This is a genomic window from Kitasatospora atroaurantiaca, assembly GCF_007828955.1.
Lineage (GTDB): Bacteria > Actinomycetota > Actinomycetes > Streptomycetales > Streptomycetaceae > Kitasatospora > Kitasatospora atroaurantiaca.
In genome coordinates, this window is record NZ_VIVR01000001.1 from 6,909,648 (window position 1) to 6,925,472 (window position 15,825).

Annotated in this window: 15 protein-coding genes; 9 read left to right on the forward strand and 6 right to left on the reverse strand. The window is 73.0% G+C overall.

Translation table 11 applies throughout. The features are described 5' to 3' along the window. Position 1 precedes the first annotated feature (1 nt). Both FB465_RS31070 and FB465_RS31075 read left to right on the forward strand, forming a co-directional pair. On the forward strand, positions 2 to 1,348 hold the full coding sequence (locus tag FB465_RS31070) for a hemolysin family protein (protein WP_145795910.1): 1,347 nt from the start codon (positions 2 to 4) through the stop codon (positions 1,346 to 1,348). Further along, the gene (locus FB465_RS31075; RefSeq protein WP_145795912.1) at positions 1,345 to 2,391 is read left to right on the forward strand and encodes a hemolysin family protein; all 1,047 of its coding nucleotides are present in this window, start codon (positions 1,345 to 1,347) and stop codon (positions 2,389 to 2,391) included. Before FB465_RS31070 ends, FB465_RS31075 begins: the two co-directional genes overlap by 4 nt. A 142-nt stretch (positions 2,392 to 2,533) precedes the next feature. On the opposite strand, the gene FB465_RS31080 is transcribed toward FB465_RS31075, so the two are convergent. Further along, positions 2,534 to 4,381, reverse strand: a complete 1,848-nt coding sequence (locus tag FB465_RS31080) for an AAA family ATPase (RefSeq protein WP_145795914.1) — start codon at positions 4,379 to 4,381, stop codon at positions 2,534 to 2,536. Positions 4,382 to 4,768: 387 nt separating this feature from the next. Then, a complete protein-coding gene (locus FB465_RS31085; protein ID WP_145795915.1) occupies positions 4,769 to 5,368 on the reverse strand; it encodes a uridine kinase family protein in 600 nt (199 codons plus the stop codon). Positions 5,369 to 5,551: 183 nt separating this feature from the next. Here FB465_RS31085 and FB465_RS31090 point away from each other — a divergent pair, with 183 nt between their 5' ends. Continuing rightward, positions 5,552 to 6,715 carry an acyl-CoA dehydrogenase family protein gene (locus tag FB465_RS31090; protein ID WP_145795917.1) on the forward strand — a complete coding sequence of 388 codons (1,164 nt, stop codon included), beginning with the start codon at positions 5,552 to 5,554 and terminating at the stop codon, positions 6,713 to 6,715. Between the two features lie 21 nt (positions 6,716 to 6,736). Here the strand turns inward: FB465_RS31090 and FB465_RS31095 are convergent, their stop codons facing one another. Beyond that, complete coding sequence (locus tag FB465_RS31095; RefSeq protein ID WP_246192957.1) at positions 6,737 to 7,168, reverse strand: hypothetical protein; 432 nt, start codon at positions 7,166 to 7,168, stop codon at positions 6,737 to 6,739. 218 nt (positions 7,169 to 7,386) lie between these two features. On the opposite strand from FB465_RS31095, the gene FB465_RS31100 reads away from it, so the two are divergent. From FB465_RS31100 to fxsA, 4 genes are all read left to right on the forward strand, one after another. Further along, positions 7,387 to 7,827 carry an Lrp/AsnC family transcriptional regulator gene (locus FB465_RS31100; RefSeq protein WP_211785891.1) on the forward strand — a complete coding sequence of 147 codons (441 nt, stop codon included), beginning with the start codon at positions 7,387 to 7,389 and terminating at the stop codon, positions 7,825 to 7,827. Between the two features lie 21 nt (positions 7,828 to 7,848). Continuing rightward, positions 7,849 to 9,447, forward strand: coding sequence for an amidohydrolase (locus FB465_RS31105; protein WP_145795921.1), 1,599 nt, complete (start codon positions 7,849 to 7,851; stop codon positions 9,445 to 9,447). Between the two features lie 233 nt (positions 9,448 to 9,680). Continuing rightward, complete coding sequence (lnt, locus tag FB465_RS31110; protein WP_211785892.1) at positions 9,681 to 11,315, forward strand: apolipoprotein N-acyltransferase; 1,635 nt, start codon at positions 9,681 to 9,683, stop codon at positions 11,313 to 11,315. A 59-nt stretch (positions 11,316 to 11,374) separates the two neighbouring features. Then, entirely contained in the window at positions 11,375 to 11,950 is a 576-nt protein-coding gene (fxsA, locus tag FB465_RS31115; RefSeq protein ID WP_246192959.1) for an FxsA family membrane protein, read from the forward strand. Positions 11,951 to 12,037: 87 nt separating this feature from the next. On the opposite strand, the gene FB465_RS31120 is transcribed toward fxsA, so the two are convergent. The 3 genes from FB465_RS31120 to FB465_RS31130 all read right to left on the reverse strand — a co-directional run bounded on the left by FB465_RS31120 (position 12,038) and on the right by FB465_RS31130 (position 14,533). Then, positions 12,038 to 12,412, reverse strand: a complete 375-nt coding sequence (locus FB465_RS31120) for an RNA polymerase-binding protein RbpA (protein ID WP_030396357.1) — start codon at positions 12,410 to 12,412, stop codon at positions 12,038 to 12,040. A 251-nt stretch (positions 12,413 to 12,663) separates the two neighbouring features. After that, a complete protein-coding gene (locus tag FB465_RS31125; protein WP_145795925.1) occupies positions 12,664 to 14,214 on the reverse strand; it encodes a hypothetical protein in 1,551 nt (516 codons plus the stop codon). Between the two features lie 124 nt (positions 14,215 to 14,338). Then, entirely contained in the window at positions 14,339 to 14,533 is a 195-nt protein-coding gene (locus FB465_RS31130; protein WP_145795926.1) for a hypothetical protein, read from the reverse strand. Between the two features lie 312 nt (positions 14,534 to 14,845). On the opposite strand from FB465_RS31130, the gene FB465_RS31135 reads away from it, so the two are divergent. Both FB465_RS31135 and FB465_RS31140 read left to right on the forward strand, forming a co-directional pair. Beyond that, positions 14,846 to 15,250, forward strand: coding sequence for an ankyrin repeat domain-containing protein (locus tag FB465_RS31135; protein WP_145795928.1), 405 nt, complete (start codon positions 14,846 to 14,848; stop codon positions 15,248 to 15,250). A 25-nt stretch (positions 15,251 to 15,275) separates the two neighbouring features. Further along, a complete protein-coding gene (locus FB465_RS31140; RefSeq protein WP_145795929.1) occupies positions 15,276 to 15,752 on the forward strand; it encodes a GNAT family N-acetyltransferase in 477 nt (158 codons plus the stop codon). Positions 15,753 to 15,825: the final 73 nt, after the last annotated feature.

Below are 15,825 nucleotides of genomic sequence, written 5' to 3' on the forward strand. Positions count from 1 at the left end.
TGTGATCACCGCCGTTCTGCTGCTGATCGCGGCCTTCCTGCTCATCCTCGCCAACGGCCTCTTCGTGGCCGCCGAGTTCGCCCTGGTGACCGTGGACCGCGGAGCTGTCGAACGCGCCGCCGCGGCCGGTGACCGCAAGGCGGCCAACATCGCGAGCGCCCTGCGCAAGCTCTCCTTCCAGCTCTCCGGCGCCCAGCTCGGCATCACCGTCACCTCCCTGGTGGTCGGCATGCTCGCCGAGCCCGCCCTGTCCGTCCTGCTCGGCCCGCTGTTCGTCGGCATCGGCCTGCGCGAGGCCGCCGCCACCGGCACGGCCGTGGTGGTCGGCATGCTGCTGGCCACCGTGCTGCAGATGGTGATCGGCGAGCTCGTCCCGAAGAACTGGGCGATCTCCCGGCCGCTCCAGGTGGCGTACGCCGTGGTGGGCCCGCAGCGGGCCTTCTCGCGCGCCTGCCGACCGCTGATCACCTTCCTGAACGGCTCCGCCGACCGGATGGTGCGGGCTCTGGGCATCGAGCCCCAGGAGGAGCTCGGCCACGCCCGCACGCCCGCCGAACTGGTCTCGCTCGCCCGGCACTCCGCCAAGGAAGGTGCCATAGACGAGCAGTCGGCGACCCTCTTCGTCAAGACGCTCAGCCTCGGCGAGCTCACCGCCGAGAGCGTGATGACCCCGCGCGTCGACGTTGCCGCCCTGCAGCGAGACGCCAGTGCCGCAGACGTCCTCAACCTCACCCGGGCCACCGGCCTCTCCCGCTTCCCGGTGTACGGCCACAGCCTGGACGAGGTCGTCGGCATCGTCACCCTCAAGGACGCGCTCGCCGTCCCCGCCGACCACCGGGTCACGACCCGGGTCGCCGCCCTGGCCTCGTCCCCGCTGCTGGTGCCCGAGTCCCTGCCCGCCGAGCGGCTGCTGGACCGGCTGCGCCGGCAGCAGCCGATGGCCATCGTGGTGGACGAGTACGGCGGCACGGCCGGCGTGGTCACCATCGAGGACATCGTCGAGGAGATCGTCGGCGAGGTGCAGGACGAGCACGACCCCGCCGACATCCCCGAGTTGCGCCCGCTCCCGCCGATCGACGGGCTCCCGGTCTGGGAGGCCGACGGCCGGGCCCGGATCGACCAGCTGGAGGCCATCGGCCTGCACGCCCCCGACGGCCCGTACGAGACGCTGGGCGGCCTGCTGGCCGACCTGCTGGGCAAGCTCCCCGCGCCGGGCGAGCACGCCGAACTGCCGGGCTGGCGGTTCACCGTGCTGGGCGTCGAACGCCACCGCACCAGCCGGGTGCTGGTCCAGCGCGTCCGTGAGGGCCGTGACCACGCGGCGCACGAGGAGGAGGGGACCCGATGATCGTGCTCCAACTGGGCGCCGCGCTGCTGCTCCTGCTGGGCAACGGCTTCTTCGTCGGCGCGGAGTTCGCGGTGATCTCGGTGCGCCGCAGCCAGATCGAACCGCTCGCCGAGGCCGGAAACAAGCGCGCCCGGACGGTGCTGCACGCGCTCTCCAACGTCTCCGCGATGCTGGCCGCCGCCCAACTGGGCATCACCGTCTGCTCGCTGGCCCTCGGTGCGCTCGCCGAGCCGACCATCGCGCACCTGATCGAGGGCCCGGCCCAGGCGGCCGGCATCCCCGACTCGCTGATCCACCCGATCGGCTACGGGCTGGCGCTTGCCCTGGTGGTGTTCCTGCACATGGTGGTCGGCGAGATGGTCCCGAAGAACATCGCGCTGGCCGGCCCCGAGAAGGCCGCGCTCTGGCTCGGCCCGCCGCTGGACCGGCTGGCCCGCTGGCTCAGCCCGGCGATCCGCTTCCTGAACGCCTTCGCCAACGCCGTGCTGCGGCTCTTCAAGGTCCACGCCAGGGACGAGGTCGAGTCGGTCTTCACCACCGAGCAGCTGCTCCACCTGCTGGCCGACTCACGCGACGCCGGTCTGCTGGACGAAGGCCGCCAGGAGCGGCTGGAGGACGCGCTCGAACTCGGCCACCGGCCGGTGACCGAGGTCCTGCTGCCGCCCGAGCAGCTGGTCACCGTCGGCACCTCGGTGACCGCCCGGGAGGTCGAACAGCTGGCCGTCCGCACCGGCTTCTCGCGCTTCCCGGTGGTGGACGACGAGGGCTCCGTCCTCGGCTACCTGCACGTCAAGGACATCCTGGAGGTCGACGCCCCGGACGCAGTCCTCCCGCCCCGGCTCTGGCGGCCCGTCACCGTGCTGCGGGGCAGCCTGCCGCTGGACGACGCCCTCGGCGCGATGCGCAGGGCCGCCTCGCACCTGGCCGCCGTGGTGGACCAGGACGGGCGCCAGCTGGGCATGGTGGCCCTGGAGGACGTCCTGGAGGAACTGGTCGGCGAGATGCACGACCCGGACCACCGTCAGGCCACGGCCCACGCGTAGTCCTGTCCGGCCGGGCAACCACCAGGGGCGCGGGGCTCTGTTTGATCAACTGCGTGCGCGACCAGCCCTCTACGGAGGTGCATGGTTGGCAGCGCAGTTCCCCGCGCCCCTGGAGCGTCCATGGCTGATCGGGTGCACAAGCTCAGGAACGGCCGTCGATCAGCTCCCCGTACGCCTGGACGAGGTCGGGCAGCCGGAGGGTGGCCAGGTCCTCGCGGGTGGGCAGCTCGCGCAGGGCGGAGAGCCGCAGGTCCCGGTAGGCGCAGGACTTCTCGTACAGGGTCCGGATGAAGCGGCCGTTGCCGAGCTCGTCGATCCAGCCCTCGCGGACCACGTGGGCGCAGATGCTGGCGAGCTCGTCGGCCGCGTCCTCGTCCCAGCCGTCGCCGCCCCCGGCCGCCAGCGTGCGGCCGATGGCGGTGAGCTCCTCGGGGCGGTAACTGGGGAAGTCCACGCGCGTGGTGAAGCGGGAGTTGAGGCCGGGGTTGGTGGCGAGCAGCCGGTTCATGCCCTCGGGGTAGCCGGCCAGGATCACCACCAGCCGGTCCCGGTTGTCCTCGGCCCGCTTGAGCAGCACCTGCAGGGCCTCGTCGCCGTACGCGTCGCCCTTGCTGTAACCGGAGTTGGAGAGGCTGTACGCCTCGTCGATGAAGAGCACCCCGTCGAGCGCGGAGTCGATCAGCTCGTTCGCCTTCACGGCCGTCTGGCCGAGGAACTCGCCGACCAGGTCGGCGCGCTGGGCCTCCACCAGGTGGTCCCCGGAGAGCAGGCCGAGGGCGTGGAACACCTGGCCGAGGATCCGGGCGACGGTGGTCTTGCCGGTGCCGGACGGGCCGGAGAAGACGAAGTGCCGCTTCGGCGGCTGCACCGGCAGACCCTGGTCGGCGCGCAGCCGCGACATCCGCAACTGCGCGGACAGCGCCCGGACCTGGCGCTTCACCGGGTCCAGGCCGACCATCTGCTCCAGCGCCCCGAGGGCGGCGTCCAGCCCCTCCTGGCCGCGCAGCCGGCCGGCTCGGGAGGGCACGGCCGCCGCGGCGACGGCCTCGGTCTCCACGGCGCGCGGCGCCGGGCCCGGAGCCGGTTCGCCGGCCGCGGCGCCTGAGCGCTCGGGGGCGGCCCTGGGCTCCGGCTCCTCGGCGGCCTCGGTACGCCCCTCCTCGGGCCCGTACTCCACGAAATCCGTGTACTCCGGCTCGTAGCCGGGCTCGAACTCCGCCTCCGGCAGCAGCAGTCCGCCGGGGCCCTCCAGCTCGCCGCCGCCCAGCAGCCCGTCCATCACGCCGTCCTCGGCGGAGATCGCCGCCAGCCGCGCCGCGGCGTCCATGAAGGCCGGATCGGCCCGGTTGACGGCCCGGTACAGCGGCAGGGCGGCGGCGCTGCGCCCGGCGCCCTCGTACGCACGGGCCAGCCAGTAGCGCAGCTCCTTGCGCTGGGGCTGCTCGGACCGGCAGCGGGCCAGCGAGGCGGCCAGCGGGCTCTGGGCCTGTGCGCACATGTCCAGGCGCACCCGCGCCATGCCGCCGAACAGCCCGGCCTCGATGCCCAGCAGCGGGTCGTCCAGCAGCGGGTCGGTGTCCCGGATCAGCTGCTCCCAGTCCTTCAGCAGGTAGGAGCGGCAGGCGTGCAGGAAGCGGACCGAAGGGTCCCGGTCGACCGGCGGGCACTCGGTGAGCGCGCGGTCGAGCTCGGCCAGGTGCCGGCCGTCCAGCCAGTGCGAGGCGTGTGCCAGGGCCAGGTCGCGGGCGTCCTCCAGGACCGGCTGCACCCACCAGCCGAGCCAGTACCAGGAGCTGAGGGGCCGTCGGTGCCGCTCGCGCTGTTCGCCGAAGCGTTCCTGGTTGCGGTGCATGGCCAGGAGTGCGCCCGAGGTGTCGCAGCGCAGCGCGTGCAGGCCGAGCCAGGCGTCGGCCATCCCCGGGTCCAGCCGGACGGCTGCTCGGAACTCCTCCTCGGCGCGGGCGTACGCGCCTGCGGCATAGGCGTCCATCGCGCGCAGCCAGGCGCGGTCGGCCAGTCTGTTCGGTCCTCTTGTACTGGAACTCTCCACCGTCACTCACGCCCCCCGCTGTGTGCACCGAGGCTCGGTCGGCCGAGGGGTGGCCACGTCACACCCGCCATGGGCGACGCCCCCGGGACGCATCCGCGCCTGCCTCGAATCGTACCGGCGCCGGGCTGATCCGGAAGGGTGCCGCGCGGGGCCAAATCTAAGTGCCCACTGGGTTGTTGGGGTCCAACCGGAACGGTGGGGAGCCTGCCGGGAAGCAGGACGGCATCCCCGGCTCACGGGGGAACAAGCCGGGGATGCCGCGTCTAATGTTGCGAGATCAACAAAATCTCGCGATGTGGAGAACCTAGTTCCTGGCGACGCCGCTGGTCAAGGGCCTGCGACGGGCTCACCGAGGGTGCTCCGCAGGATCCGCCCGGTGACGCCGTCCACCCGGAGGTCCGCGTACGGACGACTGGGGTCGGCGGCGAAGTGCGCCTGCTCCGCCCGGGCCCAACCCGCCCAGAATTCGGCCAGTTCCGGCCCGTCGCGCAGTTCGCCCCGAGCTCGGGCCGCGTGCGCGTCCAGCTCCATCCAGACCAGCTGGGCCAGCCACGGCCGCAGTTCGCGGCGGCCCGCCCCGACCCCCTCGACCAGCACCACGGGCGCGGCCGGGACCGGCCGGGTCTCCTCGAAGCGGCGCAGCACCCAGTCGTACACCCGGTGTTCGGCGTCCTCGCCGCGCTCCAGCGGCTCCAGTACCTGCTCGCGCAGCCGCCCGACCCAGCCGAAGGGCTCGGTATGGGTGGCGAGGTCGTCCAGGTGCACCACCGGCGCACCGCCCAGCGCCGCCGCGAGCCGGCCCGCGAAGGTGGTCTTCCCCGATCCCGCATGCCCGTCCACGGCCACCAGCCGCACCGGCCCGCAGGAGGGAGTCAGGCCGGCGATCCTTGCCGCCAGGGCGTCGACGTGGCCGTCCGGATCGCGCATGGGACCACTCTACGGGCGGTGATCGGGGACAGGCCGTGACGGACCGCCTGCTATCGGGCATACTCGCATCGCCACACCTGTGAACGATCGTTCACCGTAACCCGGTGACGGTCGGGCGCACCTGCCGTGCCGTGCCCACTCACCCCGGGGCCCGGCGCCCGATCGAGGAGGCCACGTACTCTCATGAGCCCCGCATCCGCCAAGCCCGTCGACCGCCAGCTGCCCAGCGACGAGGCCCGGGAGCTGCTGAGCCTCACCCGCGACCTGGTCCAGCGCGAGCTGCACCCGCGCGCCGCCGAGGACGAAGCGGCCGACCGCTTCCCCCGCGAGGTCTTCCGCACCCTGGGCGAGGCCGGTCTGCTGTCGCTCCCGTACGGCGAGCAGCACGGCGGTGGCGACCAGCCGTACGAGGTCTACCTGCAGGTACTGGAGGAGCTCGCGGCCGGCTGGCTCGCGGTCGGCCTCGGCGTCAGCGTGCACACCCTCTCCTGCCACGCGCTCGCCACCTTCGGCACCGACGAGCAGCGCGACCGCTGGCTGCCCGGCATGCTCGGCGGCGACCAGCTCGGCGCCTACTGCCTCTCCGAGCCGCAGTCCGGCTCCGACGCCGCCGCGCTGCGCACCCGGGCCGACCTCGACGGCGATGAGTACGTGGTGAACGGCACGAAGGCATGGATCACCCACGGTGGCCACGCCGACTTCTACAGCACGATGGTGCGCACCGGCGAGGACGGCGCGCGCGGCATCAGCTGCCTGCTCGTGCCGGCCGGCAGCGAGGGCCTCTCGGCGGCGCCGCCGGAGCACAAGATGGGCATGCGCAGCTCGCCCACCGCCCAGATGCACTTCGACGGCGTCCGGGTCTCCCGGGAGCGCCTGATCGGCGAGGAGGGCCAGGGCTTCCAGATCGCGCTGTCCGCGCTGGACTCCGGCCGGCTCGGCATCGCGGCCTGCGCGATAGGCGTCGCCCAGGCGGCGCTCGACCTGGCGGTCGACTACGCGCGCACCCGGCAGCAGTTCGGGCGGCCGATCGCCGACTTCCAGGGGCTGTCCTTCATGCTGGCCGACATGGCCACCCAGATCGAGGCCGGCCGCTCGCTCTACCTGGCCGCAGCCCGCCGCCGGGACAGCGGGCTGGCCTTCTCCAAGGAAGCGGCGATGGCGAAGCTGTTCTGCACCGACACCGCGATGCGGGTCACCACGGACGCGGTGCAGGTGCTCGGCGGGTACGGGTACACCCAGGACTACCCCGCCGAGCGGTACATGCGGGAGGCCAAGGTGCTGCAGATCGTGGAGGGCACCAACCAGATCCAGCGCCTCGTGATCGGGCGGCACCTGACCGGGAAGTGACGGCCGCGGCCTGGTGCGGCGTCAGTGCCGTGCCAGGCTCCGGGCGCGCTGCGCCGGTACCCGGTGGTGCCTCGTGACAGGCGCCGCACCGGGCCCGCCGACGTGCGAGAAGGGCTGGGTACGCCAGTCCAGCTCGGCGGGCAGCGCCAGCAGCGCGTCCAGGCCGGGCGTGGCGGAGTGGGCGGGGGAGTCGCACTCGGCGAGGTCGTCGGTGGGTACCCCGGAGCCGGGGCAGAGCGCCGGGGAGAAGGGGTGCCAGGCGGTCGGCAGTACGGCGTGCTGTGGGAGCCGCTCCTCGTCGCCCACCAGGGCGATCGGGCGGTCGCACTCGGGGCAGTGCACCCGGAAGATCTCCCAGGTGTCCATCTCGCCCGGGTCGACTCCGGGGAAGTCCTCGGCGTCGAGGCGTTCGTGGTCCTCCACGCTGCGGGAGGGCTGGTCGGTAGCAGGCATGTGATCCCCCTCGGATCGGACCGGGCCAACGTCGGCCCTGGCCACAACCAGCACTTCCCGCCGACGCGGTGTCATAACCCTGCGGTCCGGCGCACCGTGATGCATTCGCCTGTGTCCTTCGCCACATTCGCCCGGCACATGCCACCCGCACTACTGTCCGCACGCCCCCGACACGCCGGGTCGGCAATCCGCCCTCCGGGGCAGTAGGTTTGCGCCTTGTGGAGGATCTCGACCAGCGCATCGTTCAGCTGCTCCTTGAGGACGGCCGGATGAGCTACACGGACCTGGGCAAGGCCACCGGCCTGTCCACCTCGGCGGTGCACCAGCGCGTGCGCCGCCTCGAACAGCGTGGGGTGATCCGCGGCTACACGGCGATCATCGACCCGGACGCCGTCGATCTGGCGCTGACCGCCTTCATCTCGGTCAAGCCCTTCGACCCCAGCGCGCCCGACGACACCCCGGAACGGCTGGCCCCGCTCCCGGAGATCGAGGCCTGCCACAGCGTCGCCGGCGAGGAGAACTACATCCTCAAGGTGCGCGTCGGAGCCCCCGGCGACCTGGAGGACCTGCTGGCCAGGATCCGCAGCGCCGCCGGCGTCTCCACCCGTACCACCGTCGTCCTCAGTACCCCGTACGAGGCCCGGCCCCCGAAGCTCTGACCGGCCAAGTAGCTTAGGCCCATGACCGAACGCACCAACCGGACCGTGCTGCTGCGCGGCGGCACCGTCTACAGCCCCGCCGACCCGTTCGCCACCGCGATGCTGGTCGAGGGCGAACACGTCGCCTGGGTCGGCAGCGACGGCGCCGCCGAGGCGTACGCCGATGTCGCCGACGAGGTGGTGGAGCTGGCCGGTGCGCTGGTCACCCCCGCCTTCGTCGACGCCCATGTGCACGCCACCTCCGCCGGCCTCGCCCTGACCGGGCTCGACCTCACCGGCTGCCCCTCGCTCCCCGAGGCGCTGGCCCGGATCGCCGGGTACGCCGGGCACAACGGTGGCGTGCTGATCGGCCACGGCTGGGACGAGACCAAGTGGCCCGAGGGCCGCCCGCCGACCCTCGAGGAGCTCGACCGGGCGGCAGGCGGTGCGCCGCTCTACCTCTCCCGTACCGACGTGCACTCCGCGCTCGCCTCCACCGCCCTGCGCGAGCTCGCCGAGGGCCTCGAGGGCCTCCCCGGCTTCCACCCGGACGCCCCCCTCACCCGCGACGCCCACCACGCCGTCCGCCGCGCCGCGCTCGCCCACCTGACGCCGGCCCAGCGCCGCGCCGCCCAGCAGGCCACCCTCGACCGCGCCGCCGAACTCGGCATCGGCGCCCTGCACGAGTGCGCCGGGCCCGAGATCTCCTCCGAGGAGGACCTCGCGGCCCTGCTCGCCCTCGCCGCCGAGAACAAGGGCCCCGAGGTCTTCGGCTACTGGGGCGAGCTCGGTGGTGTCGAGACCGCGCGCCGCCTGGGCGCTTTCGGCGCCGGCGGCGACCTCTTCGTGGACGGCGCGCTCGGCTCGCACACCGCCTGCCTGCACGCCCCCTACGACGACGCCCCGCACACCGGCACCGCCTACCTGACGGCCCAGCAGGTCGCCGACCATGTCGCCGCCTGCACCGAGGCCGGACTGCAGGCGGGCTTCCACGCCATCGGCGACGCCGCGCTGGCCGCCGTGCTCGACGGCGTACGGGCCGCCGCCGACCGGGTCGGGCCGGCCAGGGTCAAGGCGCTGCGCCACCGCGTCGAGCACGCCGAGGCCCTGGACGACAAGGCCATCGCCGCCTTCGCGGAGCTCGGCCTGACCGCCTCCGTCCAGCCCGCCTTCGACGCCGCCTGGGGCGGGCCCGACGGCATGTACGTCCAGCGCCTCGGCGCCGAGCGGGCCGCCGCTCTCAACCCCTTCGCCGCCCTGCTGCGGGCCGGTGTACCGCTCGCCTTCGGCTCGGACGCCCCGGTCACCGCCCTGGACCCGTGGGGCACCGTCCGGGCCGCCGCCTTCCACCAGACGCTCGACCACCGGATCTCCGTCCGGGCCGCCTTCACCGCGCACACCCGCGGCGGCTGGCGGGCCCTCGGCCGGGACCAGGACGGCGTGCTCGTCCCGGGCGCGGTCGCCAGCTACGCGGTCTGGGCCGTCGGCGACCTCGTCGTCCAGGCCCCCGACTCCCGCGTCGCCGGCTGGTCCACCGACCCCCGCTCCGGCACCCCCGGCCTCCCCGACCTGACCCCGGGCCTCCCCCTCCCCACCTGCCTCCGCACCGTGGTGCGCGGCCGCACGGTCCACCAGGCGTAGCGCTCCGGGAAGGGGCACCCCAGGGGGCGCGGGGAACTGCGCGAGATCGGAAGGCAACTACCTCTGCCCTTCCGGTTTCGCGCAGTTCCCCGCGCCCCTGACATAGTGCAACTGGCTGCGCTGCCTACCTACTGGCAGAGCCTCTCAGTCCCGGGCCGCGCTTCGTGCTTCCGGTGATCCGAGGTACCTTCATTCGAACGATCAGCAAGCACAGCCAGAGAGGTGGTGCGCAGGTGGCACTGCCTGTGGAGCAGGAGCGGCCCGTGGCGGAACCGGCGGTGGAGCGCCCCGAGGCCCGCCCAGGACGGCTCGCCCGAATCCGTGGCGGCCTGCCCCGGACCGGCCTGGCCGTCCTCTGCGGACTGCTGCTCGCCGCCGCCTTCCCCCCGTACGACCTCTGGCCGCTCTCCATCCTGGCCGTGGCCGGACTCTCCCTGCTGACCCGGGGCCGGACGGCCCGTCAGGGTGCCTGGACGGGCTTCGCGTTCGGCCTGCCGTTCTTCCTCTGGCTGCTCTCCTGGCTGCGGGTGATCGGCCTGGACGCGACGATCGGGCTCTCGGTCGTCGAGGCCCTGTTCATCGCCGCCCTCGGCGCGGGCCTCGCCGCCACCTCCAGGCTGCGCGCCTGGCCGCTCTGGGCGGCCTGCCTCTGGGTGACCCAGGAGTGGGCCCGTGACCGGCTCCCGCTCGGCGGCTTCCCCTGGGGCCGCCTCGCCTTCGCCAACACCGCCAGCCCCTTCACCCCGCTCGCCGCCCTCGGCGGCGCCCCGCTGGTCACCTTCGCCGTCGCCCTCGCCGCCGCTCTGCTCGCCTGGGCCGCCCCGCGCCTGCGCGGCCCGCGCCGGGCCCCCAGGGCCGCCGCCCTGGCCGGCGCCGGAGCCGTCACGGCCCTGCTCGCCGGGTACGTCGTCCCGGTGCCCACGGCGGCCGCCGACACCGTCAAGGTCGCGGTGATCCAGGGCAACGTCCCCAACCCCGGTATGGACTTCCTCGGCCGCCCGATGATGGTCCTCAACAACCACGCCTCCGCCACCGAACGCCTCGCCGCCGACATCGCGGCCGGCCGGGCCGAGCGCCCGGACGTGGTGATCTGGCCGGAGAACTCCTCCGACCTGGACCCGTTCAGCGTCCCCGAGGCGCACCAGCGCATCGACCAGGCCGTCCGGGCGGTCGGCGTCCCGACCCTGGTCGGCACCCTGGTCGACGGCCCTGACAACCAGCACGTCCAGAACGAGGGCATCGTCTGGGACCCGACGACCGGCCCCGGCGCCTCGTACACCAAGCAGCACCCGGTGCCCTTCGGCGAGTACGTCCCCTTCCGCGACCAGCTCTCCAAGGTCATCACCCGCCTGCAGCGCGTCGCCCGCGACTTCTACCCGGGCACCCACAACGGCGTGATGCAGCTCGGCCCGGCCCGGATCGGCGACGTGATCTGCTTCGAGGTCGCCTACGACGAGATCGTCCGCGACACCGTCAACCAGGGCGGCCGCGTCCTGGTCGTCCAGACCAACAACGCCACCTACGCGAAGAGCGGCCAGCCCGACCAGCAGCTGGCGATGTCCCGGCTACGGGCCGTCGAGCACGGCCGGGCCGTCCTGATCGCCGCGACCAGCGGGATCAGCGCGATCATCGCCCCGGACGGTTCGGTGGTCTCCCGCACCCAGGAGCTCACCCCGGCCGAGCTGAGCGCCGTGGTGCCGCTGCGCGACGCCAGGACCGTCGCCGACAAGGTGGGCGCCGCACCCGAGTGGGCGCTGGCCGTCGCGGGCCTGCTGGCCTGCGGCGCGGTCGTGGTGGGCGGCATCCGGCGGCGCCGGTCCGGTGGAACACCGGTCGAGGCCGAGTCGTTGACCCCAGTGGTGCAGTAGCCGGGCCGGACCGAGCCGACCGGTGCACAGAGCGCACCGCGATGGAGTGGATTCGTACCGTGACCCAGCAAGCTACCCCGGCCCGTCCGGCCCCTCGCAGCCGTCTGCGGCGGGTGCTGCCCCTTGTGATCACCGCCTGGCTGGTGCTGGAGATCTGGCTGCTGACCGTGGTCGCGTCCCAGCTCGGCTGGTTCGCGGTGCTGATGCTGCTGGTGGGCGGGGCCTTCCTCGGCGGCTGGCTGATCAAGCGGGCCGGGCTGAAGGCGCTGTCGGCCGCCATCGAGCAGAGCAAGCAGCCGCAGTCGGAGCAGCCGCAGACCGGCACCAGCATGACGGTGCTCGCCGGAGTGCTGCTGATCCTGCCGGGCTTCCTCTCGGACGCCCTGGCGCTGACCCTGCTGCTGCCGCCCACCAGGGCGCTCTGGCGAGCGGTGGGCCGCCGGCTCACCAAGGCGGCGCTGCGGTCGACCACGCCGGTCGGGGCCGACCCCTTCGCGGACGCGGCACGCCTCCAGGAGCAGCTGCGCATCCACCGCCCCGACGGCAAGGTGATCCAGGGCGAGGTGGTCGAGCCGGGCGCCGGGCCCTCCTCGGGCCCCTCCGACACCGAGTACCGCCCGCCGCTCGCGGGCTGAGCGCCTGACGGGTTGAGGGGATGACGAGGGGCCCCGGGCTGTTGCCCGGGGCCCCTTCGTTCGATCCCGCCGCAGTAGCGGCCTGGGTCAGGCGCTCTTGCGCGTGTCGCGCGGGTGGACCGCGAGGTTCATCCCGCCGGAGCGGAGCACGGCCAGCCGCTCGGCCAGCACCTCCTCCAGCTCCTCGCGTGTCCGACGCTCCATCAGCATGTCCCAATGGGTACGCGTCGGCTTGGTCTTCTTCTCCTCCGGCTCATCGCCGTCGAGCAGGACTGCCTCCTGGCCGCAGAAACGGCATTCCCAGGCCGAGGGGATCTCCGCCTCAACGGAGAAAGGAACCTCGAAACGGTGTCCGTTCTGACATGCGTACTCGACGGTCTGGCGGGGAGCCAGATCGATTCCACGGTCGGTCTCGTAGCTAGTGGCCCCGAGTCGCGTGCCGCGGAGAGCTCGCTCGCTCATGAATCGTGCCTCCCGGGCTTATGGCCCACAGGACTAGTGGTCGCTGTCATCGTCGTTCGGTCAACGCTCGGCCGTCGACGAAGATTCCCGTCCCGGGACATGCGTCGCCTGTCGTGCCGCCCCTGTTTGTACCCATCGCCGCCCGATTTGTCACATCTGAGCGTAGATATCACCCTGTGTGTCACACATTGTGCACACAGCGAGCATTTCGGATACCAGAGAGCACCCTATCGGGCTGAGGTCGCCGGATGTCACCACACCGGGCGCGGCTGGACTCCCGAGCTCTCCTTTTTCAGCTGGACTGTCTGCGCGGCGGCCTCGGTCCGGGTGTCCCGGTGCGGCAGCAGCGCGATCACGGCGTCCCGCAGCTGGGCCGGTGCCTCGTCGTCCAGCGGGTCGACGGTGGCCGGGACCTGCAGGCGCACCGGAAGGGTGGCGCCGATCCGGGCGTAGCCGCGTCCGGCGGGGGTCTGCGCGGCCGGGGCGATGTCCAGCGGTACGCCGAGCGCGGCCTGCGCCACCTCGGGGGTGCTCGGGCCGAGCACCACCCGGGCGCGGGTGGTGGCGCGGACGGTGGGGGAGATCCGCTCCCGGGCCTCGATGTCGTCGGCGATCACCACCGTCACCCGCGCCGCCCGGCCGTGCCGCAACGGCGTCTCCAGCAGGTCCTGAGGGTCCGGGCGGCCCTCGGCGTTGGCCAGCTCGCTGAGCTCGGTGGGGTGGTCGAGCAGCAGCCAGAGCGGGCGGGTGACGTCCTCGGGGGCGGCCACTCCGCTGTGGCGGGCCGTGTTGAGCGCGGTCAGCCGGCGCTCGGTCTCCAGGGCGGCCCACTCCAGGGCGGCCTGGGCGCCGTGCAGGCTGGTCTCCACGGTGTGCACGCCGGGACGGTTGACCAGGCAGGCGTGCTCCCCGGTGCCCGCGCCGTCGATCACCACCAGGTCGCCGTACGGCAGCGCCTGGAGTGCGATCGACCGGAGCAGGCTGGACGTCCCGTACCCCGCCGTGCCGAGCGCCAGCAGGTGCGGCTCGGCGGAGCGTGCGCCCGTCCGCCACACGACCGGTGGCTGCTGGGCGGCGACGCCGCCCTGGTTGACCGGGATGGTCCGTTGGCTGCCCACCGCGTCGGTGAAGCCGAGCACGATCTCGCCCGGCGCGGTCACGAACGGCTGCGCCGCGATGTCGGTGGCCAGCGGGGCGAGCGCGCTGACCCTCAGCTTGTTGGACTCCTCGTCCCAGTCGAACCGGTACTCCCTGGCCCGGCCCGCCTTGCCCTGGACGACCTGCTCGATCCGGGCCCGCGCGGTCGGCTCGGTGTCGGTGAAGTACGCGGGGTAGGCGAGCTCCAGCGCGACGAGCCGGCCCTCGCCGTCGAACTCCCAGGAGCCGAACGCCGACTTGTACTGACCGTCGAAGCTGTAGAGCGGGGCGAGGTCGTCGGGCCCTGCCAGGTAGGGCGTCAGCGCGGCGTACAGGGCGGCCAGCTTGAGGTCCCGGGCATCCGGCTCGGGGGCGGTGGCCCCCTTCGGTCTGCGTCCGACCCAGGCGGCGCTGGCCATCAGGGCGACCAGGGAGAAGAGCAGGCCGTGCGGCAGCAGGACGATGCCGAGCACCGCGGCCGCCGCCAGGAAGAGCGTCGGCCCGCGGCGCTCCCTCGGGGTGGCCGCCCAGCGGCCCTTGGCCCACTCGGCGTGGTGGCGCAGCCCGCGCCCGATGAGGGTGAGCGGGGCGAACATGTCGGCGGCGTGGTCGCCGGCGGTACGGGCGAGGTCGCGACTCCGGCTGAGGTGGCGGTTGAGGGACATTCCTGGACTCCCCGGGCGGGTGGGACGGCGGGCGGGACGCGGGTGGGACGGCGGGCCGTTCGGTGGTGGCAGAGGGCCCGGGGGCGGTGGGATCCGCACCCGGGCCCGTGACCGGCTGGGTGGCTCAGAACTTGATGCCGCCGACCAGGCTGGCCAGACTCGCGCCGCCTGCCTGGATGCTGGGGGCGATCGAGGATCCCGCGATGTAGAAGCCGAGAAGGGCACAGACGATCGCATGCGAGATCTTGAGGCCGTCGCGCCGGAAGAAGAGGAAGGCAATGGTGCCGAACAGGACGATTCCTGAGATGGAGAGGATCACGCGTCTACTCCTCGGTGAGGTGGGACATGGGGGAGGACGGGGCCAAGCGTTACTGAAAGTGTCCTTATCGTGACAAAAAGTAATAGATGATGGAGTGTGGCGAATGGGTGGTTCTCTGTCGCGGATGCCCATCGGCCGTATACGTGCGGACCTGGTGGGCCGCTGAATTTCCGCACTCTCTGGTCCCCCGCCACGCCGAATGTGCGTTCGCTGCGGCGGCAAAGTTCGCTCGAACGGATGCGTTACCCGCGAGGCGTCGTGTCGTCCGCTACGGTGCGGTACGTCAACGCTCCCGATTCGAGAGGGCCCGTCATGGCCGACTCCGCCCCGCAGACCCCCGACGCCGATGTGATCGCGCTCGCCGGCAAGCTCTTCGACGCCGCCCGCACGGGCGAGACGGCGCTGCTCGCGGCCTACCTGGATGCCGGCGCCCCCGCGAACCTCTCCAACGACCGCGGCGACACCCTGGTGATGCTGGCCGCGTACCACGGCCACGCGGACACCGTGCAGGCCCTGCTGGAGCACGGTGCCGACCCGGACCAGCCCAACGACCGCGGCCAGACGCCGCTCGCGGGCGCGGTGTTCAAGGGCGAGGAGAAGGTGATCACCGCGCTGCTCGGCGGCGGTGCCGACCCGCAGGCCGGTACGCCCTCGGCCGTCGACACCGCCCGGATGTTCGGCAAGGACGACCTGGTGGCCCGGTTCGAAGGGCGCTGACCAGGGCACCGTACGCTTGCTGACCATGGAGATACGCACGACCGGGTACGGACACCCGGACGCCGAGAAGCTGTCGGCCGAGGTCCAGCAGGAGTACGTCCAGCGCTACGGCGACATGGACGTGACCGCGATGCACCCGGACCACTTCGACCCGCCGGCCGGCCTGTTCGTGGTCGGGTACCTCGACGGCGAGCCGGTGGCCTGCGGAGGGTGGCGGGCCAAGGAGCGCAACGACGACGGGCTGCTGGACGGCGACGCGGAGCTCAAGCGGATGTACGTGGTGCCCTCGGCCCGCGGCCGGGGTCTGGCCCGCGAGATCCTCCGCCACCTGGAGCGGACGGCGGCCGAGGCAGGCCGTACCCGCTTCGTGCTGGAGACGGGCACCGAGCAGCCGGAGGCGCTGGCCCTCTACGCCTCCGAGGGGTACGAGCCGATCACCAAGTTCGGTTTCTACAAGGACTCTCCGCAGAGCGTCTGCCTGGGCAAGCCGCTAGGCGCCTGACCGCCAAAGCGGCCGGTGGGGGGACCCTACCGGCCGCTTTCGGGGGCGGAACCGAGTCCGCGGAAGGCCCTTA